The sequence below is a fragment of the Flavobacterium sp. FlaQc-48 genome (assembly GCF_044007335.1).
In the GTDB taxonomy this organism is placed as follows: Bacteria; Bacteroidota; Bacteroidia; order Flavobacteriales; family Flavobacteriaceae; genus Flavobacterium.
Genome location: NZ_JBIPCR010000017.1, coordinates 11,966 through 35,722 on the forward strand (window position 1 = coordinate 11,966; position 23,757 = coordinate 35,722).

The following is a 23,757-nucleotide window of genomic DNA, read 5'->3' on the forward strand; positions in this document are numbered from 1 at the left end:
TAAATTAACCAGTGTCCTTTTCTATCTTAGAAAAGGGCTAATTATTAACATTATGAGAACCTTTATCTTCTTGTTTTGCACAACAATTTTTGGTTTTTCTCCAGTAAAACTTTTTTCACAAAATGCAAAAATTGTAATACCAGCGGATAAAACAGTAAGCGTTGACGAGGTTTTTGATATTATCAAACAGCAAACCAATTACACCTTTATTTATCAGGAAGATTTATTTAAAAAATTGCCCAAAGTACATTTAAAAAAAGGTACGATCAGAGTAAACGATTTATTAAAAGCCAGTTTTTCCAGTAAAGATTTTGATCTGAGTTTTACCAGTGGAAACACTATTGTTGTAAAGGAATTGCGAGAAGAAAGAGTAGTAGTACAGCAATCAAAAAATATAGAAATTTCGGGTACCGTCACTAATGAAAAAAAAGAACCAATTCCGGGAGTTAATGTAAAAGTCAAAGGAACAAATGCTACGGCCCAAACTGATTTTGACGGAAAATATACGATTACGGCACCAAATGACGGAATCCTGTTATTTACGTATATAGGTCACAGAGCTGAACTTATTGCCGTAAACAACAAAAAAGTAATTAATGTTACACTTAAAGAAGAAACCAAGCAACTGGAAGGAGTTGTTGTAAACACAGGGGTAACCGTTCGTAAAAAAGAACTAATTACCGGAGCAGTGACGATATACAGAGGAGAAGAATTAAGACAAATCTCTACTCAAAATGCCGTTCAGGCTTTAAAATCCTTAGATCCGTCTTTTATTGTTTTGAATAATAATTTAGTAGGATCAAATCCTAATATTCTCCCTACAATCGAGGTAAGGGGGCAAACGAGTTTAACAGCAAATCAGGTAGACAGTCAGTTTAGGGACGACCCGAATCAGCCGTTGTTTATTCTGGACGGATTTCCGACTACTTTACAGCAGGTTGTCGATTTAGATATTAACAGAATTGCGAGTATAACGTTATTGAAAGATGCTGCTTCGACCGCTTTATACGGATCCCGTTCTGCCAACGGTGTTGTGGTTATCGAAACGAATAAACCTTTGCCGGGACAATTACAGTTTTCTTATGTATATAATTCCTCCTATGAGTTAGCAGATTTAAGTGTGTATCATTTAATGAATGCCGAACAAAAATTAGAATTCGAAAGACTTTCCGGTGCTTATGTTACTTCTGCCGGTTCAACTGCCGCAACGCAATACCTTTGGGACCAGGAGTATAATAAACGTTTAGCCGCTGTACGTCGTGGCGTAAACACCTATTGGTTAAATGAGCCAATCCAGATGGGAATTACGTCAGGACATAGTTTGTCTTTTGGAGGAGGATCAGAAGAATTTAGATTTAATATTGCCGCAAATTATAAATCTTTAACCGGAACCATGAAAGGTTCTGAACACAATACCTGGGGATATAATACAACCTTAACGTACCGAAAAAATAAATTAAGCATCAATAATAACTTTTTTGTTTCGGGCGGAAACAATCAGGAATCCCAATACGGTTCTTTTGAAACCTGGGCAAAAGCAAGTCCGTATTATCCAAAGGTGAATGAAAACGGAGTGGTAACACGTTACTTAGATGGTTCTTCATTGCCAATACCATCAAATCAGCCTGTAATAGTAAACCATCCCGCTAATCCACTTTACAACGTTTCTTTGCCAAGTTATGATAAAGGGAATGATTTCAATTTCACGAACAACTTTGCAATCAATTATGATGTAAACCCACATCTTAAAACTACCGGTGCATTATCTGTTTCCAGAAATAGTTCTATAGGAACCGTATTTGTATCGCCTGATGACACAAGTTTTATCAATAAGATTGCGACAGAAAAAGGAACTTATACCAGAAATGAAGCGATAACCAATAAATGGAATGCCAACCTTGGCGCTACTTATTCTAATATTTTCAGTAGTGTACATTCCTTCAATTATACGATTAGGGCATCGGCTCAGGAAACCAGAAACAATTCTTATTTATCTGCTTTGCGAGGATTTCCAATAGGCGTTCCGGGAAATCCGTCATTTGCTTTTGGGTATGAACCCAACGCAAAGCCAAATGTTTATACAGAATTAATTCGAAGCGTTGATCTGACCAACCAAATCAATTACGCTTACGACCGAAGATTTTTATTCGATTTTACGCAAACCATTTCTGGAGCAACCAACTTTGGAACAAACAAAAAATACTCCCCTTATTGGGGCGTGGGAATTGGGTGGAATTTAAACCACGAATTTAAAATGAACGAAGATATTGTCAATATCTTAAAAGTACGTGCCAATTTAGGGCAGACCGGAAACCAGAATTTAGTAGGTTTTGCCTCTTATGATGTATATACTTATGATGCCAATACAAACGTTTTTGGCGCAGGTTTAGGAATTTCTCAAATTGCAAATCCAAATCTGGAAGCCCAAAAAACCAGAGATTTATCTGTTGGACTGGATTTAGGAATGTTTAGGAATAGATTAACAGCAACATTGGGCGCCTATCGCCGTCGTACCTCACCTCAAATAGTAGCCATAGATCTTGCTGCTTCAACAGGTGTAAATGCTTATCCTTTAAACGTGGGATATTTAACAACTCAAGGACTTGAGCTTAAAATAAACTACAATTTTATCTATGATTTAAGTAACAACTTTGTTTGGGGCGTTGGTATCATGTCGGCTTCAGGAAGTAATGAATTAGGAGGTTTCAATAATGCACTGGCGTCTTTAAATGATGCAGCACAAAAAACAACCAGCTTAACACGATATTACGATGGGGCAAGCAGCAACGATCTTTGGGCAGTTCCTTCTTTAGGGATTGATCCTGCCACCGGAAGAGAAGTGTTCTTAAAGAAAAACGGACAAACAACTTTTATTTTAGATAAAAAAGATGAAGTCGTGATGGGAAATTCCAGAGAAACCGCAACAGGGGTAGTTTCAACAAACTTAACCTACAAAGGTTTTAGTTTCGGATTATTCGTGCGATACAGCTTTGGTGCAGATCGATTTAACTCTGCCTTATACGATAAAGTAGAGAACATTTCTAAAGATAATATTTTTGATAATCAGGATGCCAGGGCCTTTACAGATCGCTGGACAACACCTGGACAAATGGCACAATTTAAAGCCATTAGCTTAACAAATGCTACGCCAATCTCTTCCCGTTTTATCCAGAAAGATGATTACATCTCCGGAGAATCGATTCGTTTAGGATACAGAATAACTGACAGAGCATGGCTGAAAAGAAACGGATTAACAGCATTAGGATTTAATGCCTTAGCCAACGAATTTTTTAGAGTATCTACTATAAAGGCAGAACGTGGTATCGATTACCCTTTTTCAAGAATCTATTCACTTAGTTTAAACTTATCATTTTAATCATTATGAAAAAGTATTTATATAAAGTAACATTCCTTTTTATTCTATCGCTTATTATTAGTAGTTGTAGTGATTTTTTGGATGTGGTACCGCAAGACAAAATTTTAGAAGAACAAACCTATAGTTCAGAAGCCGGAGTTCAAAATGCACACAACGGGCTTTACCTTCAATTGGCATCAAATAATTTATACGGCCAACAGCTGACTATGGATGCTGTAGAGATTTTTGGACAACAATACAACATGTCAGGATCTCACAAGCAAAGTAAAATGGCAACTTATGCTTATACCGAATCAACACCAAAAGCAACCATTTCAGCTATTTGGGAAAAAGCCTTTACCACTATTTTGTCAGCCAATAAATTCTTAGAAAGTATAGACGAGCATGAAGGAGTTGTTTCTAAAGAAAAAGCAGATCTTTTAAAAGGAGAAGCAGTTGCCATTCGAGCCATGCTTCATTTTGATATGCTTAGAATGTTTGGGCCAATTTACAAAGTATCACCTAATGATCCCGGAATACCTTATTACGATAAATTCGTAACCGCAAATAACCCTATTTTACCTGCTAATGAAGTAATTAAAAGAATACTTGCAGATCTTGATCTATCACTGATACTTTTAACCAATGATCCTATACTTACTGTTGGAAGAAACGGAACAACAACAGCTTTTGAAGCTAATCCGTACTATGCGACAAAGAGAGGACAGAGGATGAATTATATAGCTGTAAAAGCTTTAAAAGCCCGTGTTCTTTTATATTCAGGAGATAAAACAGGAGCGTCAGTTGTAGCAAACGAAATTATAAATTTTACAAAATCGACCGCTTTTTTCCCTTGGACACCATTTTTAGAAGCAACCAATGCTTCAAATCCCGATCGTACTTTTTCTTCAGAGAATTTCTTCGCCCTTAGCGATTATACCTTATATACCAAACAAAAAGCGCTTTTTGACGCGAGTTTATCAGAGTTTGATATTTATTCACCAATGCTAAGCCGATTAAATGCTGTTTTTGAATCGAATGACAATGATTACAGAAGTTTGCCAAGCTGGAAAATTCCGGTTGTAGGAGGAAAAACCCAAAAAACATTTTATAAATATGAAGATGTTACTGATAAAACGATGCTTTTCCGTTTACAGATTCCGATGTTTAAAATGTCAGAAATGTATTTGATCGCTGCTGAAACTGCTCCGGTTCCGGCTGATGGTATTGCATTTTTAAACACGCTGCGTTTCAATAGAGGTTTGGGCAATTTAGCCGCTACAGCCGTTTTGGCAACAGAAATTACAAAAGAATACCGAAAAGAATTTATAGGCGAAGGACAGTTATTCTTCTATTACAAAAGAATCAATTCTACAGCCATTCCTAATGGTTCAGCCGCATCCGGAAACGTCACCATGGGAACCCTCCAATATGTGGTGCCAATGCCGGATTCTGAAATTAATTTTCAATAATTTAATAAAGAAAACATGAAAAAAATAGTGATTTTAAGCCTGTTCTTTATCTTCTTTTTAGGATTTACATCTTGTACTCAGGACGGTATAGAGGCATATCAAGACACCGATAACATTTATTTTTCGCCATCTGTTTTTGCTATTTCAATAAATGGAGCAAAGGTATTGACAGATAGTACAGGATTTAGTTTTGGTTTAGACAATCCTGCCATTACAGAAAAAGTTTTTCTTCTGCCAATACGGGTTCAGGGTACTGTAAGCAATGTCGATCGTAAAGTAAAAGTTACCGTAGACCCTTCCAGTACAGCAGTTTTAGGCACGCACTTTTCATTGCCTGAAAATATTGTCATGCATGCCGGTAAAGAAGTAGATACAATTGCCGTAACAGTTCACAGAACGGAAGACATGAAAACAAAAGGATTAACAATGGTTTTAAATCTGGAAGAAAATGAATTTTTCACCACAAAGATGCAGACAAAAATAACGAATGTCCTGACTCAGAAAACCATGAGTTTTGTTCGTTTTAAAATATCTTTTGATGACAAATTAACACAGCCTAAAGGTTGGTATGCACCATATTTAGGAGTTTTTACCGCAAAAAAATTCTACCTCATGTGTGAGTTGATGAATCTCCAACCTGAAATTTTCAATCAGGCCCTGGGATCTCCGGGGTTGTCAATTGCGGAATTTCAGTATTATCAAAATTTCATGAAACGTTATCTGGCCGATCAAAAAGCCTCAGGAAATACAATTTATGAAATAGATGGTACGGAGATGATCGTTCCTTAAAAATCATTCTTTTTAATTTAAAATATACAAAACGATGTTCAAAAATATAAAAATACAAGCAATTTTGCTGTTGCTTCTTTTTCTGGCATATGGTTGTGTCAGCGACGAAGGAAATTATGATTACGAGGCTATAAATGAATTAAAAGCAACGGGAATTGAAAAAGAATATACGACTTATACAGGTGAATATTTTAAGATTGCACCCAATACAAACCCTACTTTAGACGATGGAACTAATCCTGATCGTTACGGGTATGAATGGGTTGCAGTAAATCCTGCAAAACTGGCTATTGAGTCCAGAACTACAATTGCAACAACCAAAAATTTCGATGGTATTTTAAAATTACCGCCCGCAAAATATACTGTTTATTATTTTATCAGAGATAAAGTAACAGGAATAGAATGGCAGCAAACACCATTTACATTAAATGTAGTTTCTTCTATTTATGAAGGCTGGATGGTTATTGGTAATGTTGACGGAAAAGCGCGATTAGATATGGTTTCAATAATTCCCGGAGTTGCTCAGCCCCGTATTATAACCGATGTTTTGGATGCTTCAGGGTCAGCATTAAAATTAAGCGGTAAAGCAGTCGATGTTGAATGCTTTAGCGGACCGTTGCCAGGAACGATTATATATGGCGTGTATGTAACGGCATCTGAATCCGGAACGGCACGGCTTGAACCTGATTCATTTGCCTGGACCCAATCCCAAAATATAGCATATGAAACGGTTGGAGGGGCATTTTCAACAAACTTTGGGGTAGATTTTATGAAATCACCGGGATCAGCTGAAAACTACATTTACAAAGACGGCGATATTTATTACTTTAATAGAACACAGGGTATTAAATATGGTTTACCACAAAATAAGGTAGATTTAGAAACCAAAACCTTTAAGGCTGCACCTTTTATTGCAGAAAGCACTTCAACAGGAATCCCCGTGTTTTTTGATCAGGATTTACATCGTTTTGTGCGTTACAGTTACTCAAAAGGCAATTGTTCCGCAATGCCTCCGGTTGTGGGTTCAGCAACAGCTTTAGATTGGAATAATACCAACTGCGATTTGGTTTACATGACCACTTCGGCGTTTAATTTGTCGGAAAGCTTTGCTGTTCTTAAAAACATTACAACAGGCAAATATTATTTATTGCGATTTACGACCGCTGTTGCACAAACCTATTACAAAGAAATCCTGAATGCCCCGGATTTTGATAAAGCGACCAAATTTGCCGTAAGCCCGGATTCAGGATATCTATTTTATGCCGTTGGCAGTAAAATATATGAATACGACAACGGAACTCAATCGGCAAAATTAATGCTCGATAAAGGAAATGAAGAAGTTACCTATTTAGGTTTTAACAAAAGAGCAGCAAAAGGTTTAACAAATAAACTAATTGTTGGCAGTTATAGCACAACAGGTAAATTGGAATTGTTTACAGTTCCGCCGGTAAACGGAGATTTGATTTTGGATAATACCTATACAGGTTTATGCAAAATTGTTGATGTTGCTTACCGTTTGCGATAATTAAAAATCTTTAAATAATTAAAAAAGCCGAATGGGTGGTAAACATGCATTCGGCTTATAAAAAAATCACATTTTATGAAACTTATTTTTAAAACTGCAAGTGCATTTTTGCTGCTTGCCTGGACTTCTATTGCCGTAAACGCTCAAACGTCATCTACAGATGAAAGTTGGGAACTGGCTAAAAAACAAGCAAAAACAGAACATAAATTAATTTTTGCAGATCTTTATTTCACAGGTTGTGCACCTTGTGCCGAAATGGAAAAAGACGTATTTCCTGACCCAAAAGTTGCTGCAATTTTAAAGGCGGATTTCGTCACTTTCAAATCAGATATTCTAAAAGAAGAAATTGGGAAAAAATTGTGCATGAAATACGGAGTCACCGGTTTCCCAACCTTTTTATTTTTAAATGCTGATGGAAAAGTGATTGATATTGCCTCAGGTTTTCAGGAGGTTGATCAATTTACCGCTTTACTTCAAGAGGCAAAAGAAGTCGCTAAAAAAGGGGTTTTTAAAAAATACAGCCCTCAAATTCAGGAAAAAGAATATCCGGATTTTTATCAGCAAGCCTATATGGCAAACAAAAGAAATGTTTCTTTTGAGGCAGCAGATGCTTACTTAAAAGCACAGCCTTCATTATTATCTGAAATACCTTTTGTTATCATTACCGGATTAAGAATTGGAAGACAATATGATGATTTCTTTTTGAAAAATGTAAATACACTTTACGCAGATTATGGAAAAGCAAGTGTTACCAAACATGTATTTGGTATTTTACAGCATAAGAGAAAAGAATTCGAAAAAAACAATGATTTGGCTTCATTAAAAAAAATAATGGCAGAGGTAAAACCCATTTTTTCTGCTCAGGAATGGACAAAATTTGAAGGCATTTTATTAAAAGATTTTGGAGCAGTAAATGCAGCAAACAATCCGTATACACTACAAAAATAATCCGGTATGAAAAAAGTATTGGTACTGTCAATCCTGTTTGTCGGTTTTATAGGAAATGCCCAAAAAAGTACTATTCCCGAAGTTTTGAAAGCTTTTGAACGATCCTTTCAAAATAAAGATTACAACGCAGTAAAAGAGTTGCTGGCACCACAATTTAATGTGGGTGTTGGTGATTCGTCTTCAAATGAATTTTATTTAACGAACATTTTTAAAGCTTTTCCGGCTTTAGATTCTTTGCAAATTGGGAAATCTACCGTAACGAAAACAGAAACCCGCGTTGCAGTACATTTTTTCTTTAAAGGAAAAGAAAAGAAGCCTTCAGAAATAGTTTTCAATGCAGCAAATAAAATGTTATACGTGACTTTTTTTGACGGATTATACAGAGTAGACCGAAATGCTGCAGTAAAAAAAGTTGCCAGTATTCCGTTTGAAATTTTAGAAGGCGGAATCGCTATCAAAATAAAACTCAACGATAAGGACCGTGAATTTGTAATGCAATTCGATACCGGAGCCGACGGAATGGCTTTAAACCCGGACAGCGCTTACAAAGCCGGCGTTGTGGTCACCAGCAATAAATCGGCATCTGTTGTAGGCGGAAGTCAGCAGGTTCAATATTCAGCAAATAATACCATTCGTATTGGCAATCAGACAATTCCAAATCAGGGATTGGTAATATTTCCCAAAAGCGGTGTTTTCGACGGATTATTCGGAGCCAATTTACTTCGCAATTATATCACCAAAGTCAACTTCGATACGAAGACAATCGACCTCTATAATTTTGGAAATTTTATTTATGATGGCAAAGCAAAACCGCTTGTTTTCGATTATAAGACAGGTTTGCCGGTCGTAAAAATGAGCCTGACTTTTGAAGATAAAAAATCGGTCGAAGGCAATTTTACTTTTGATACCGGAGCTGGTTATGATTTAATTGCTTACGGACCTTTTAATCATAAACACAATTTACAGCAAAGTCTTAAAACGGAGTATACATCGGTTAATCATAGTTTAGGACATCAAACGCAAATTATGGGCGGAGCAATTCCTAATGTATCGATAAACGGAAATAATTTTCCAAACGTGACCATCGCATTACAGGAATATCAGGAAGACAATAAAAACTGGGCTTCCGCCGATGGTTCACTTGGAGTTGATTTAATCAGACGTTTCAATTTTACGATTGATTTATTGCATAAAACCGTCTATTTAGAACCAAATAATAGTTTTAAAAAGCCTTCATCATTCTATTTGGCCGGACTTGATTTAGATTTTGATGATCAGAATAATTTAATCATAAAAAGAATTATGAATACCGAAAATGAAGAGTTGAAAAAGATAAAACCAGGCGCCAGAATAAGCCAGATTAATGATTTTGAAATGGCCGATTTACGCAATCCGGAAACCATTAAAAAGCTAAAAGCCACTAAAGAAACCAAAGATTTCATCATTGAGCAGGCCGGTCAATCTATTATAATATCGTTATAACTAACAACTAAAAAACAACTAAATCTCATGAAAAAAAACACATTTTATCTCATTTTAGCAGCCTTTTTTATGGCTCAATTTGGTTTTGCAGCCTCTATTTCTGAATATGCAGTTATTAAAGGAACCATTCCCAATACCAATAATAAAATCAAAGAAATTACCATTCACAGTGTCGACGACGGAAAACCTGTTGTAGTAGCCACTTCTAAATTAAACGCTTTGGGCGAATTTGGGTTTATGCTGCCAATAACAACTTCAGGATTTTATTATGTTGATTATGGACAATTTAAAAGCCGAAATCAGTTAATTCGTTTGTATCTGGAACCCAAATTGGATATTAACCTGGCTATAAGTAAAGACAGTTATGTACTGACAGGAAAAAATGTTGGACAGAATGCCTTAGTTCAGAAAGCAAATGAAATTTATAATGAATTTTCAGTTTTTTCAAGACTGGGCGGCAATGTCACTTATGTTGATTTTTACCCGTTTTTAGATGGAGGTTTGGCGAAAGCCGAAGCATTCAAAAAAACAATCAATACAAAAGATGCGGAATTTAATAAATTACTAAAACTGGCAGTTGAAACAGATGTTGAAGATTTATCTTATTACTTTTTCAAAATGCCAAGAACTGCATTTCCTGATAAAGATGATCGTCCGGCAATATTTAAACAATGGCAGGTGGACAAGAAATTCACAAATCCTGATCTTTTAAAATTAGCCAATGGGGTTTCTTTAATGTCCAGTTATTTCTTTTATAAAATGCTTAACAGTGAAAACCGCCCGGAACGTTTAGATTATATGCCGGAAGCCATTACGCACATTACAGATCCTGCCTTAAAAGATGCATTTCTTCGTGATGCTATTGAAACTTCACGCATGAAAATTGAAGAATATGAAAAAGTGGCACCCCTTATAAAACCGTATTTAACCTCTGAGAAAAGCAAAGAATTTTTATTAGAATATGAAAAAGTACTGCATAAAAATGTAGGGCAAAAAGGCTTGGAATTTACGTATAAAGACATCGATGACAAACCGGTTTCATTCTCAGATTTTAAAGGCAAATTGGTATATATCGATTTATGGGCAACCTGGTGCGGTCCTTGTAAAGCTGAAATTCCGTACATGAAAAAAATCGAAGAAGACTATCACGGAAAAAATATTGTATTCATCAGCCTTTCATTAGATAAATCAAAAGACAATCAAAAGTGGAAAGACTTCGTTAAAAAAGAGCAATTAAAAGGGATTCAGATCATGGCCGATAAAGATTTTGGTTCTGATGTGGCCAAAAATTACGATGTCAATGCCATCCCGAGATTTTTATTGTTTGACACCAAAGGAAACATCATCAACGCCGATGCGCTTCGTCCGTCAAATCCTGAACTGAGAGTACAGCTGGATAAATTATTAAAGTCGTAAATAAGCTGTCTTTACGCAAAAATATTTAAAACACATAGAAACATAGATCTTTAAAATTTGAATTAAGATATTTTTAAAAATCATGATTTTTACAGCGCTAACTATGTGCATTTAAAAAAGTAAAGCGCCTTATTATGTGTACCAATAAACTATGTTTCTATGTGTTTAAAAATTAAGCACAACATTTAAAAAAAAAAAGAAAATAATATGTTTTATAAACAAAAACCAGCACTTCTTTTCTTTGTTATAATGGCCAACTTGTTGGCTGTTCAGGCTCAAAATTTCAAGGCAAACGACCCAATTGCAGTCAATCAGAAAATTAAAAAAGGCGTTTTACCCAACAGAATGACGTATTACATTTATCCCACAAAGGTTAATAAAAATACGGCAAGTTATTATATCATTCAAAACGTAGGCTCTATTTTAGAAAACGAACAACAAAAAGGGCTGGCGCATTTTCTGGAACACATGGCGTTTAACGGAACCAAACATTTTGAAGGAAAAGGGATTTTAAATACACTGCAAAAACAAGGCGCAGTTTTTGGCAAAAATATCAACGCTTACACCAGCACAGATGAAACCGTTTATAATCTGGATAATATTCCGTCGCAGGATGGCGGAGTAGTCGATACCTGTTTGTTGGTACTACACGACTGGTCTAATTTCTTGTCGTTGACCAATGAAGAAATTGATGCAGAACGTGGAGTAATTACTGAGGAATGGCGTACGAGGCAAAATGCATCACAACGTATTTACGATCAGCTTTCGCCATTTTATTACAACAATTGTTTGTATGCAGACCGCAAGCCCATTGGTGATATGGAAATTATTAAAAGCTTTGATTATCAGGTTTTAAAAGATTTCTATAAAGACTGGTATCGTCCGGATTTACAGGCAATAGCTATTGTAGGAGATATCAATGCAGATGATATTGAGGCGAAAATTAAAAAGCTTTTTGCGGATATTCCAGCGCCTCAAAACCCGAAAAAACGTTTTGAAATCGCCATTCCTGATCATGATAAACCCACTTTTAAACTAGCCTTAGACAAAGAAAATTCGTCTTCGAACATCATTTATATGATTCGTCATTCGGCTGAAAAACCAACCGGGACGTTTGCAGATTTAGAAAAATCGACACAACGAAGCATCGCCTTTTCACTAATTAATAACCGATTGTCTGAAATGGCGCAAAAAGAAGATTGTCCTTTTAAAGGAGCTCAGATTGGGTATCAGAATTACAGCCGTTTAAACGATATTTTATTTGCCAGTGTTTCTCCAAAACCAAATCAACAGCAAGCTGCTTTTACCGCAGTCATGAACGAATGGATTCGTGCGTCTAAATTCGGATTTTCGAAAGGAGAAATCGAAAGGGCTGTTGCCGAAAATATATCCTCTTATGAAAATTACCTGGAGAAAATTAATGAGATCTCACATAAAAGTGTAATTGGCATGGTGAAAGACGATTACTTAAAACATGACATAATCAGCGATCCCGTAGCTGAATTTGAAATGCAGAAAACGATTTTTAAAAATCTTAATACAGTCATTCTTCAAAAACAATTGACTGAATTGTACACCCCAAATAATAGAGTAGTGGCAGTTACAGGACTGGAAAATGAAAATAACCTAAATCAGGAACAGGCTTTTGATATCATAAGCAAAGCTGAAAATGATCCTGCTTTAAAACCGTACGTAGACACTTTTGCAGGTAAAACTCTTTTGGGAGATGTAACAATAAAACCGGGAAAAATTGTAGCTGAACAAAAAACGGAAGCAATAGATGCGATTACTTATATACTGGGCAATGGTGTAAAAGTGCATTATAAATTTGCCGATAAAAACAAAAAAGAAGTAAAATTAAAAGCCGAAAGTTCCGGCGGAATGTCTTTATATGAACCCAAAGATATCCCGTCTGTAAGCCGTACCGCAACGCTGGCGATGATGTCGGGTATTGGTTCCTTATCAAGCACTGATTTAGAAAAAGTACTAACCGGAAAAACAGCAGGATCTTCTGTAGATATTGATAATTTGACCGAGACAGTTTCAGGTTCGGCTAATGTAAAAGATATCGAAACCATGATGCAATTGGTGCATTTGCGTTTTGTAAAACCAAGATTTGATACTGAAATGTTTGCCTTGTTGAAACAACGATTAGAAAACGGACTGAAAAACAAAGAAAAAGATATTCGTTCTAAAATGTCTGACAGTTTAACAGTGGCTGTTTATGGCAAAAATAATCCAAAAATAAGAATGATGAACCAGCAGTTTATTAATGATTTGTCTTTCGATAAAATGAAATCGGTTTACCAGGATCGTTTTGCTGATGTTTCGAATTTCGAGTTTTACATTGTTGGCGATGTAACCCCGGAAGTTTTAAAACCATTATTAGAAAAATATCTTGCCAGTATCAATGGCGTTAAGCGTCAGGAAAAATTCAAAGACAATACCGTAGAATGGGTTTCAGATAAAATCGATAAAGATGTTTTTATGAAAATGGAAACGCCCAAAAGTTCCGTTAGAATACAATATCAGGAAAGCTTTAATTACTCTCAAAAGAATAGAATTGTGGCTTCTTTCCTGGGCGATATCCTCACATTAAGATATACAGAAAGTTTGCGTGAAAAAGAAGGCGGAACCTATGGAGCCCAGGTAAATTCCGGTTTAGGAAAATGGCCAAAACCAACCGCTTCACTTACCATTAATTTTGACTGTGATGCCAATAAAGTAGAGCATTTATTACCCATTGTATATCAGGAAATCGACAACATTCGTAAGGGCAAAATTGCCGCAGAAGATGTAGAGAAAACCAGGACAAATTATATAAAATCCAGAACAGACAGTAAAGATTTTAATAATTACAGCATGGAACTAATCTATAATTATTTTAAAAACAACTACAATATGGATGATCCTAAAAATTACATTTCGATTGTAAACGCCATAACTGAAAAAGATATACAGGATTTTGCCAATTCTTTTCTCGCAAAAGCCAAATCTTATGAAGTCGTTTACAAACCCTTATTGTAATTTTTGTGACAAACTTTTATAAAAAGTCTAATTATTTTTTCCCTATAGATCATTATTTTGAATTAGTAAGCAAATAAGTTTTTATAGCGGATTACAGAGAGGGTTGTTTTGCTATGCAACCCTCTTCTTTAAAATTTTATCCCATGAACAAGAACCTATTTTTGGTGAGCATTATGCTATTGTTTTCGATAATAGCAAAAGCTCAGCTCTACAATCCTATCAGGTGGCAAACAACGGTACAAAAAATCTCTGATACCGAATATGAGTTGCAGGCCAACGCCATCATCGAAAGTGGCTGGCATTTATACAGTCAGAATGTTGCCGATGGCGGACCCATTCCAACCCATTTTAATTTCATAAAAAGCCCCGATTTTCAATTACTTGGAACCGTAAAAGAAGAAAAAGGCAAGATCATTAATGATCCTGTTTTTAAAATGGCGATTACTTTTTTTGAAAAAGAAACTACCTTTAAACAGCGCATTAAAATCAGTTCTTCAAAAGCATTTAAAATCAAAACCGAAATAGAATTTATGGTTTGTAATGATGAAAATTGTTTACCGCCGGGTACTGAGGAAATTGAATTTAATGTGAGCCCGAAGGCCATAATTGCAAAAACAGAAACTAGCGATCAGGGAGAAGGAAAAATTTCAAAAGAGCTCCTTCCGTCAGATTCAGCGGCAGTTATGGCATCAAAAGCAACAGCTGAGGTTAAAACACCGATTAAAGAAATTACAACAAAAAAAGAGTTTAAAAAGCCGGTTCAAAAGAAGAATTCAAAAAGTTTTTCAGGCATTTTTATTATCGCTTTTTTATCCGGATTTGCAGCTTTATTAACGCCTTGTGTTTTCCCGATGATCCCAATGACGGTAAGTTATTTTACAAAACAAAGCAAAACCAAAGCTGCCGGAATAAGGAATGCTTTGATTTATGGATTTTCGATTGTAATTATTTACGTTTTATTAGGTTCAATAGTAACCGCCGTTTTTGGTGCCGATTCCTTAAATGCACTTTCAACCAACGTTTGGTTTAATTTGATATTCTTTATTATACTGGTTGTTTTTGCGTGCTCTTTTTTAGGCGCTTTCGAAATTATGTTACCCAATTCCTTAGCCAATAAAGTAGATGCACAAGCCGATAGAGGGGGTCTAATCGGTATTTTCTTTATGGCTTTGGCTTTGGCCATTGTATCTTTCTCCTGCACCGGGCCCATCGTAGGAACATTATTGGTCGAAGCCGCTTCAAAAGGCGGAATCGCGCCAATTGTTGGGATGTTAGGGTTTTCGATCGCTATTGCATTGCCGTTTTCGTTATTTGCAGCTTTTCCGGGCTGGCTGAATGCCTTGCCCAAATCGGGCGGATGGCTGAATACCGTAAAAGTAGTTTTAGGCTTTTTAGAATTGGCTTTGGCCTTCAAATTTTTATCCAATGCCGATCTGGTTTTACAATTACACTGGTTAGAAAGAGAAGTTTTCTTAACGATCTGGATTGCTGTTTTTGGCGTCTTGGCTTTTTATTTATTCGGAAAAATTACCTTGCCTCACGATTCCCCTTTACCTCATATTTCAGTAGGAAGACTGACTTTCGGATTGCTTGTGCTGAGTTTTACGATTTACTTAATTCCGGGACTTTTAGGAGCGCCATTAAAGTTAATCAGCGGCTTCCCGCCACCCATGCATTACAGCGAATCACCGGACGGATTTGGTTCTGAAAATACATCGGAAACAAAGGAAATTTTACCCGAAGGAGCCGAATTTGGTCCCCAAAACATCATTACTTTTCATGACTATAACAAAGGAATGGAATTCGCTAAAAAGGCAGGAAAACCCGTTTTACTTGATTTTACAGGATATGCCTGCGTGAATTGCAGAAAAATGGAAGAACTGGTTTGGTCGGATTCGAAAGTTTCAGACGTTTTAAAAAATGATTTAGTGCTGATTTCCTTGTACGTTGACGATAAAAAAGAATTGCCTGAAAACGAACAATACGTTTCTGAAACCACAGGCAAAAAAATCAAAACCATTGGCAATAAATGGAGCGATTTACAAATTAAAACCTATAAAGCCAACGCACAGCCTTTTTATGTAATGGTAGATCATAAGAGCACTAACCTGACAGCACCTTCTGCTTACAATCCGGATATTGAAAATTATTACCACTGGCTTCAGGATGGTATTTCTAAGTTTAAGTAGTCTAAACATACAGCGTAAAAAGGGAATAGTTTTAAAAAACTGTTCCCTTTTTTTGTGAAACTCACCATATAATCCCCAATAAAAATAGTGACTGATTTGTCTATAATGTTGAAAGATATGTCCATCTTTTTACGATTCATTCCCTATAATTTTATCATTCAATCATCTTCTTCAGATCTAAAATCAGTAGAAATGTAATTAGTGGTCTTGTTAGAAATTCAAAACTATTCTCCAAATAAATGATTTCATAACAACTTTAAATTTTGGTGATCATACAATTGATCTCCGGATCCGGAAAAACGACTAGTTAAAAAAGAGGATGCCTGTAAGACAAATTGTTGGTTATTAATTTGAATTTTAGGTTGTATTGAACTCACTTTAACAGGGAGATGAATGATAAGTCTCCCTATTTTTTTACGTCAATTTTCAGACGGAGTAACGGGAGTGTTAATTTGATAAATATTGGGTATATATGAGAAAAAAGAGTATAAAAAACAGAAACAGTAAACGCTTCAAAATTATTCCTCTTTTAGGAATATTATTTTTGTTAGCTTCAAATGCTTATGCTAAAACTACAGACGATAGTAAAATTGCCTCAGAAGTACTCGAAAGGATTATAGGCAATCGTGCAAATGAGTTTGATTTGCGTATTGTTGAAAACAAAGATCAAAGCAATTCAGATTGGTTTGAAGTAGAAACCTCAGCAAACCGGGTCAAAATTCAGGGAACATCAAATACGGCAATTTGTTATGCTGCATATCATTTTCTTAGAGATATTGGGGCCGTTTTAGTAAGCTGGGAAGGAAACAGAATTGATTTGCCCAAAACCTGGCCTAAGTATTCAAAAAAAGAAACTACGCCATTTAAATACAGAGAATACCTAAACGCCTGCACCTTTGGTTATACAACGCCGTGGTGGGAATGGAAACGCTGGGAACAGGAAATCGACTGGATGGCATTGCACGGAATTAATCTGCCTACAGCAATGGAAGGACAAGAAGCGGTCTGGCAACAATTATGGAAATCGTACGGATTAACAGATAGCGAATTGCAAGCCCATTTTGCAGGACCTGCATTCCTGCCCTGGCAAAGAATGGGGAATATAAATAGTCTTGAAGGACCTTTACCGCAAGAATGGATCAATAAAAAAGAAGCCGTTCAAAAAAAGATTCTGCAAAGAATGAGAGCTTTGGGCATGCATCCTGTTGTACCCGCTTTTAGTGGGTATGTACCCAAAGCATTTGCAGAGAAACATCCGGAGTCGAAAATTAGTGAATTAAAAGACTGGTCAGGCGGAGGTTTTGAGAGTACCTATTTATTAGACTCGAAAGATCCGTTGTTTAAAGAAATCGGAAAAAAGTTTATAGAACTCTACACAAAAACATACGGGCAGTCTGATTTTTATTTAGCAGATTCTTTTAATGAAATAACCCCGCCTGTTTCTCAGGAAAATAAATATGAAGAACTATCAGATTACGGAAAAGCAATTTTTGAAACCATTAATGAAGCTTCGCCCGGAGCTACGTGGGTGATGCAAGGCTGGCTTTTTGGCGATAACAAAGAGTTCTGGACCAAAGAAGCCACCCGTGCTTTCCTGAGTAAAGTACCCAACGACAGACTCATTATTCAGGATTATGCAAACGATCGCTATAAAGTCTGGGAAAATCAGGAAGCTTTTTACGGTAAACAATGGACGTATGGTTATGTGCATAATTACGGAGGATCAAATCCTGTGTATGGAGATTTAAACTTTTACAAAAATGAACTGACCGGTTTATTGAAAAACGCGAACAAAGGCAATGTTGTAGGTTATGGCGTCATGCCCGAAGGTTTAAACAACAATTCAATAGTTTACGAATATGTCTATGATCTTCCGTGGACACAAGGAAAAGAGTCCGTAAACGATTGGTTACAGCATTATTTAAAGGCACGATACGGAAAAAATGCTTCAGATACCGTTTTTAAAGCCTGGCAATTGTTACTGGAATCAGTGTATAGTACAAAGTATTGGGAAACACGCTGGTGGGATGATAGGGCCGGAGCGTATTTGTTTTTTAAAAGACCAACTTTAAAAATAACCGAATTTAAAGGAAATCCCGGCGATAAAGAAAAACTCAAACAAGCGTTGGATATTTTGCAAAAAGAAAGCAAAAATTTCGATAAAAAAAGCCTTTACTTTTATGATGTACTGGATGTTTCCAGACACTATTATTCGCTGGTTACAGATGATTTACTGATAGCATGCGTAAAAGCGTACGAAGCCAGAGACCTACAAAAAGGCGATGAGCTTTTCAAACAAATAGAGAAACAGGCTTTAGATATTGACAGCAAGCTTGCAGGACAACCATTAAACGATTTGAATTACTGGCTGAAATCGGCATCAGCATATGGAACCCATTCGGCAGATTCAAAATTGTATGTAAAAAATGCCAAAACCTTAATAACGCTTTGGGGCGGAGAAGGCCATTTAAATGATTATGCTTCCAGGGCATGGCGCGGTATGTATAAAGGTTTTTACTGGCCCAGATGGAAAATGTTTCTGACCGCGTTTAGAGCGTCAAAAGTCCATAATACACCATTTGTAGAATCAAAAGAAAGGGCAGTGATCAAACAATGGGAAACCAACTGGTGTACTAGTGCCGAAATGCAGTAATAACATTATCATTACGTTAATTTCAGTTCAAAAAATGATAACAGATTTCTAAAATTAAGTTCGTTCCGTAAACATTTTGTCAGTCAATATTTATTTTTATGGGATACTAAAAAAATGAAACAAATCTATAAAGCCTTATCAGCACTAGGTTTACTGAAAAAATCCATGTTTCTGAATAACTTGTCCATTACTTAACACGTCTGAACTATTATTTTCGCTTTACTATTTAACCAATTAACCAAACAAGAATATGGAAAAACTTAAGCTTTTATTATTAACCTTTTTTCTGGGCTTATCGATTACTTCATGGGCACAGAAAACGGAAATCTCAGGCGTAGTCCTCGATGAAAAAAGTATGCCGTTACCTGCGGCCAACGTACTTGAAAGCGGTACTTCGAATAACATTGTAACAGATTTTGACGGAAAATTTAAAATGACTGTTTCCAATAAAAATGCGATCCTAATCATTTCCTTTATAGGATTTGAAGAACAACGTCTTAAACTGGACGCGTCAAAAACCAATTACACCATTAAATTACAATCGGGTTCCACCAACTTAGATCAGGTAGTGGTGGTAGGTTACGGAAAAGGATCCCGTAAAAATCTGACGACTGCTGTAGCTTCTATTAAAGGAGATCAACTGAACAGAGGAGTAATCAGCGATGTGGGACAAATGCTGCAAGGAAAAGTTTCGGGGCTTAATGTTTCAACCAGTGGTGATCCAACCAAACAATCTTCGGTAGTTTTACGTGGAGTATCGACATTAAACAGTTCTCAGGGACCTTTTTATGTGGTAGACGGTATTCCGGGTGTTGATATTTCAGTTATTGCCTCAGAGGATATTGTTACGATTGATGTTTTAAAAGATGCTGCGGCAACCGCTATTTATGGTAACCGTGCTGCAAATGGAGTAATCATGGTCACAACAAAAAGAGGAAGCAAAGACAGAACTCAAATTACGTACAGCAATTATTTTGGTGTTGAGAATGTTTCAAACCAGCTGAACATGATGGATGCAAATCAATTGAGAGCATTCACCGTGAAGAACAATTTAAATTTTACACCCGAAAATGATAAAGGTGCCAATACAGACTGGCAAAAAGCAATTCTTAGAAGTTCAGGGGCACAGTCCAGCAGTCATAACCTTTCTTTAAGCGGAGGTGGTGAACATGGCAATTATTTTGCCAGTGTAACCGCTGTAAATAAAGAAGGAGTTCTTTTGGGCAGTGATTTTTCCAGAATAATTGCACGTTTAGCTGTAGAGCAATTCGCATTTGATGATCATTTAAAAATTGGGTTGAATGTAACCAATTCTAATACGAAGTACACCAATGTTCCTCAGCGTAATACGGTTCTTCAACAATCGATAAGCCATCTTCCGGTATCGCCAATTCGAAATGCAGACGGCTCATTTTTTGAAAATTTCATTCAAACCAGTTACTTCAATCCGGTAGCTTTAATAGAGCATGGAGATGATGATACAAAAACCAATAATTTTGTAGGTAGTCTTACGGCAGAATTAAAGCTTCCTTACGGATTCTCGTATAATCTGAATTTATCGTACCAACAATTAAATTCATTGCACGGTGAGTTCTATGATAGTTATTATCAGCAATATAATAGTGCCACTTTTTACAACAACCCAGATCCGCCTTTGGTAAAACAATTAGTGAATTTTGGTGTAAACGGATCAGCATTGAGAAATTCTTACCAAAACAGCAATACCATAGTGGAGAGTTTTTTAAACTGGGATAAAACCTTTGGTTCTCACAAGATAAAAGCCGTGATTGGTTATTCGTGGCAGGAAGATGTTCTGGGAGACGGATTTCAGGCAACAGCAACTAATTTTCCTGTAGATAATGTGAGTTACAATAACCTTGCTTTGAGCAATTATACATCTGTTAACGGTTATGTGGTGAATTTTGGAGACAGCAGAGCTTACCAAAAAAGACGTTTGATTTCTCAGTTTGCCCGTTTAAATTATAATTACAAAGACAAATACCTTTTGCAGGGAACGATTAGAAGAGACGGAGGTTCTGTTTTTGGAACCAACAATCAGTGGGGGTACTTTCCTTCGGTAGGGGGAGCCTGGAGAATTGATAAAGAAGGATTTATGGAAGGTCAAAATGTTTTTAGCGATTTAAAACTTCGCGGAAGCTGGGGACAAACCGGTAACTCTTCAGGATTTAATGCTTATACGGCACAGTTTATCTCAGGAAGTTTGGGAACATTTTATTATAACGGACAACAAATTGGAGCCTATGGACCCAATCAGGCCGCTAACCCGGATTTGAAATGGGAAAAAACAGCAACCGCAAATCTTGGTCTTGATTTTACCATATTAAAAGGGAGAGTATCAGGTTCTGTTGATGTGTATGAAAAGAAAACTACAGATATGATTTTTAACTATGCCGTAAATCCGGTATTAGTACCCGTAGGAACAATTGTGGCCAATGGGGGTAATATGTCAAACCGTGGTATTGAAGGATCTTTGAGTATTAATGCCATTAAAACTAAAAATTTCAGCTGGTCCACCACTATAAATGGTTCAACGAACAAAAATGAAATTACAAAATTGAAAAATCCATTATTTGTTGGAGGAGATTCAATACGAAGAGTACAGCCTGATGGAGGTGGTCAGACAGGAAGTACCCTGCAAATTTTTAAAGAAGGAAAACCTCTGGGACAATTCTTTACACTTCAGTATGCAGGTAAAAATGCCAATGGCGTTTCTCAATATGTTGCCAGAGACGGAAGCTTAACAACTACTCCGGCAATTGGTACAGATTACCATTATGCAGGAAGTGCACAGCCTAAGTTTTTATTGGGATGGGATAATAATTTCACCTACAAAAAATTCGATTTGAATATCTTTTTTAGAGGGGTATTTGGCAATAAAATTTTCAATGCAACACGTGCCGATCTATTCAGACCAAGTACTGCAATGACAACTAATATTCTTGTTGATGCTCAAAATGAATCACCCAATGATTTGAATGCCTATAAGTATTCGACGCGATTTATAGAAGACGGAAGTTACCTTCGATTAGACAATTTAACTTTAGGATATGATTTTGGTAAAGTGGGTAAATACATCAAAAAGATCCGTATTTACGAAACAGTAAATAATTTATTTATCATTACTAAATATACAGGAATTGATCCGGAAGTAGAACAAGGAGGAACCGCTCCAGGTGTAGATTCAAATAACTTCTATCCAAAAACCAGAACATTTTTGTTTGGTTTAAACGTGATATTCTAAAAATTAAATTCTAAAAATTATGAAAAATATAGTAAAATATATAGGACTTCCAATCCTTATGCTGGGTTTATTATGGTCTTGCGAAGATCTTGATGTGCCCATTACAACGCAGCTTACGCCGGAAGTATTCCCTCAGAATTCAACACAATATATTCAGACTGCAGGTCCGGTATATGCAGCTTTTCGCGGTGAATTTTCATTTTCTTACTGGTTTACACAATCCTTAAGTACAGATGAATCTATTTTGCCGGCCAGAGGAGGTAATTGGTACGATAACCAAAGTTACAGAATGCTGCATTATCATGATTGGACAGCAGATAATGGTAATATAGGAAGCCTTTGGGATTGGTCTTCAAAAGTAATCGGGACCAGTAATCAGGCCATTTCGATTTTAGATAAAACAATGCCCGCAGGTGCTGATAAGTCTGTAATGATCTCAGAATTAAAAACCATGCGCGCTATCTCTTATTTTATTATGATGGACAGCTATGGAAATGTGCCTTTGGATACCGTTTACGGAGATTTTACGGCTCATGCTAAATCAGACAGAAAAGATGTGTTCAATTTCATCGAAAAAGAATTAAAGAAAGCGCTTCCTAATTTAAATCCGGTTGCCGGAGTAACAACATACGGAAGACCAAACAGACAAACAGCAAATGCTTTATTGGCTAAATTGTATCTGAATGCTGAAATTTATACCGGAACACAACGTTACAATGATTGTATCGCAGCTTGTGATGGCGTTATCAATTCAGGATTGTATGCTATAGAGCCAAGAAGTACTTACCTTCAGATGTTTTATCCAACAAACGGACCACAAATGAAAGAGTTCATATTTGCTGTTCCTTATGATCCTTCGGCTGTTACTGTAGGCTACAACGGACAAATGTATCATTCCCGTTATGATGTTCCGCGTTCTGAAAGAGCAAAATTCGGACTGTCTTTTACTCCTAGTGCACCAAGAAGTACAATACCTTCGTTTTATGCTTATTTTAATGATGTTAATGATATTCGTAACAAACAATGGTTAACAGGTTTGCAATTTATGAATGACGGTGTTACTCCGGTAATGGTGAGTACTACGAAAAAAGGGTATGACCAGTTCTATACCGGATCAGATGGTGCTGCCGCTTATACGTATCAGGTAAATTTAACACCCAATATAGTGCTGCGTCAAAACCCTGCCTTGTTCGATTGCGGAAACGATGAGATTGCCTGGAATATGGGATATAGAAATATTAAGTTTTATCCGGATGCTACGTCAACAAGCCGTAATCAAAATAACGATGTACCTTATTTACGTTATTCAGATGTTATCCTGATGAAAGCAGAAGCGATTCTTCGCGGAGGCAGCGCGACTTTAGGTCAGACGGCCGTTTCACTAGTCAATATGGTTCGTTCTAACAGAACTACTTCTGCAGCATGGAGCGGCGTTACTTTAGAAGAACTGTATCAGGAAAGATGCCGAGAATTTGCTCACGAAGCATGGCATAGAAATGATATGATCCGATTTGGAAAATATGAAGGATCATGGGGATTCAAAACAAACTCAGATACCTATCGTCGTATTTTTCCGATTCCAACCAATGCTTTGGTTTTGAATCCTGCTTTAACCCAGAATACAGGATATTAGAATACG

Annotated in this window: 12 protein-coding genes; all 12 read left to right on the plus strand. The window is 36.5% G+C overall.

What is annotated here, in order from left to right; translation table 11 throughout:
- The first annotated feature begins 52 nt into the window (after positions 1 to 52).
- The 12 genes from ACHRWY_RS21680 to ACHRWY_RS21735 all read left to right on the plus strand — a co-directional run bounded on the left by ACHRWY_RS21680 (position 53) and on the right by ACHRWY_RS21735 (position 23,751).
- Entirely contained in the window at positions 53 to 3,376 is a 3,324-nt protein-coding gene (locus ACHRWY_RS21680) for a SusC/RagA family TonB-linked outer membrane protein (RefSeq protein WP_395357480.1), read from the plus strand.
- Between the two features lie 5 nt (positions 3,377 to 3,381).
- On the plus strand, positions 3,382 to 4,827 hold the full coding sequence (locus ACHRWY_RS21685; RefSeq protein WP_395357482.1) for a RagB/SusD family nutrient uptake outer membrane protein: 1,446 nt from the start codon (positions 3,382 to 3,384) through the stop codon (positions 4,825 to 4,827).
- A 15-nt stretch (positions 4,828 to 4,842) separates the two neighbouring features.
- Positions 4,843 to 5,616 carry a DUF4843 domain-containing protein gene (locus ACHRWY_RS21690; protein ID WP_395357484.1) on the plus strand — a complete coding sequence of 258 codons (774 nt, stop codon included), beginning with the start codon at positions 4,843 to 4,845 and terminating at the stop codon, positions 5,614 to 5,616.
- Positions 5,617 to 5,650: 34 nt separating this feature from the next.
- Positions 5,651 to 7,141, plus strand: a complete 1,491-nt coding sequence (locus ACHRWY_RS21695) for a PKD-like family lipoprotein (RefSeq protein WP_395357485.1) — start codon at positions 5,651 to 5,653, stop codon at positions 7,139 to 7,141.
- 75 nt (positions 7,142 to 7,216) lie between these two features.
- Entirely contained in the window at positions 7,217 to 8,089 is an 873-nt protein-coding gene (locus ACHRWY_RS21700) for a thioredoxin family protein (RefSeq protein ID WP_395357487.1), read from the plus strand.
- A gap of 6 nt (positions 8,090 to 8,095) precedes the next feature.
- On the plus strand, positions 8,096 to 9,571 hold the full coding sequence (locus tag ACHRWY_RS21705) for a retropepsin-like aspartic protease (protein WP_395357489.1): 1,476 nt from the start codon (positions 8,096 to 8,098) through the stop codon (positions 9,569 to 9,571).
- A gap of 27 nt (positions 9,572 to 9,598) precedes the next feature.
- The gene (locus ACHRWY_RS21710; RefSeq protein WP_395357490.1) at positions 9,599 to 10,987 is read left to right on the plus strand and encodes a TlpA family protein disulfide reductase; all 1,389 of its coding nucleotides are present in this window, start codon (positions 9,599 to 9,601) and stop codon (positions 10,985 to 10,987) included.
- Positions 10,988 to 11,194: 207 nt separating this feature from the next.
- Positions 11,195 to 14,014 (plus strand): M16 family metallopeptidase, encoded by a 2,820-nt coding sequence (locus tag ACHRWY_RS21715; protein ID WP_395357492.1) that lies wholly within the window; start codon positions 11,195 to 11,197, stop codon positions 14,012 to 14,014.
- A 143-nt stretch (positions 14,015 to 14,157) separates the two neighbouring features.
- Positions 14,158 to 16,203, plus strand: a complete 2,046-nt coding sequence (locus tag ACHRWY_RS21720; RefSeq protein WP_395357493.1) for a cytochrome c biogenesis protein CcdA — start codon at positions 14,158 to 14,160, stop codon at positions 16,201 to 16,203.
- Between the two features lie 472 nt (positions 16,204 to 16,675).
- Positions 16,676 to 18,856 (plus strand): alpha-N-acetylglucosaminidase, encoded by a 2,181-nt coding sequence (locus ACHRWY_RS21725; RefSeq protein ID WP_395357494.1) that lies wholly within the window; start codon positions 16,676 to 16,678, stop codon positions 18,854 to 18,856.
- 250 nt (positions 18,857 to 19,106) lie between these two features.
- On the plus strand, positions 19,107 to 22,118 hold the full coding sequence (locus tag ACHRWY_RS21730) for a SusC/RagA family TonB-linked outer membrane protein (RefSeq protein WP_395357495.1): 3,012 nt from the start codon (positions 19,107 to 19,109) through the stop codon (positions 22,116 to 22,118).
- A gap of 19 nt (positions 22,119 to 22,137) precedes the next feature.
- A complete protein-coding gene (locus tag ACHRWY_RS21735; RefSeq protein WP_395357496.1) occupies positions 22,138 to 23,751 on the plus strand; it encodes a RagB/SusD family nutrient uptake outer membrane protein in 1,614 nt (537 codons plus the stop codon).
- The last annotated feature ends 6 nt before the right edge of the window (positions 23,752 to 23,757 follow it).

What these genes read in the sequence shown, in the direction of transcription:
- ACHRWY_RS21680 (WP_395357480.1), top strand. Translation starts at nt 53, where the DNA reads ATGAGAACCTTTATCTTCTTGTTTTGCACAACAATTTTTGGTTTTTCT.
- ACHRWY_RS21685 (WP_395357482.1), top strand. Translation starts at nt 3,382, where the DNA reads ATGAAAAAGTATTTATATAAAGTAACATTCCTTTTTATTCTATCGCTT.
- ACHRWY_RS21690 (WP_395357484.1), top strand. Translation starts at nt 4,843, where the DNA reads ATGAAAAAAATAGTGATTTTAAGCCTGTTCTTTATCTTCTTTTTAGGA.
- ACHRWY_RS21695 (WP_395357485.1), top strand. Translation starts at nt 5,651, where the DNA reads ATGTTCAAAAATATAAAAATACAAGCAATTTTGCTGTTGCTTCTTTTT.
- ACHRWY_RS21700 (WP_395357487.1), top strand. Translation starts at nt 7,217, where the DNA reads ATGAAACTTATTTTTAAAACTGCAAGTGCATTTTTGCTGCTTGCCTGG.
- ACHRWY_RS21705 (WP_395357489.1), top strand. Translation starts at nt 8,096, where the DNA reads ATGAAAAAAGTATTGGTACTGTCAATCCTGTTTGTCGGTTTTATAGGA.
- ACHRWY_RS21710 (WP_395357490.1), top strand. Translation starts at nt 9,599, where the DNA reads ATGAAAAAAAACACATTTTATCTCATTTTAGCAGCCTTTTTTATGGCT.
- ACHRWY_RS21715 (WP_395357492.1), top strand. Translation starts at nt 11,195, where the DNA reads ATGTTTTATAAACAAAAACCAGCACTTCTTTTCTTTGTTATAATGGCC.
- ACHRWY_RS21720 (WP_395357493.1), top strand. Translation starts at nt 14,158, where the DNA reads ATGAACAAGAACCTATTTTTGGTGAGCATTATGCTATTGTTTTCGATA.
- ACHRWY_RS21725 (WP_395357494.1), top strand. Translation starts at nt 16,676, where the DNA reads ATGAGAAAAAAGAGTATAAAAAACAGAAACAGTAAACGCTTCAAAATT.
- ACHRWY_RS21730 (WP_395357495.1), top strand. Translation starts at nt 19,107, where the DNA reads ATGGAAAAACTTAAGCTTTTATTATTAACCTTTTTTCTGGGCTTATCG.
- ACHRWY_RS21735 (WP_395357496.1), top strand. Translation starts at nt 22,138, where the DNA reads ATGAAAAATATAGTAAAATATATAGGACTTCCAATCCTTATGCTGGGT.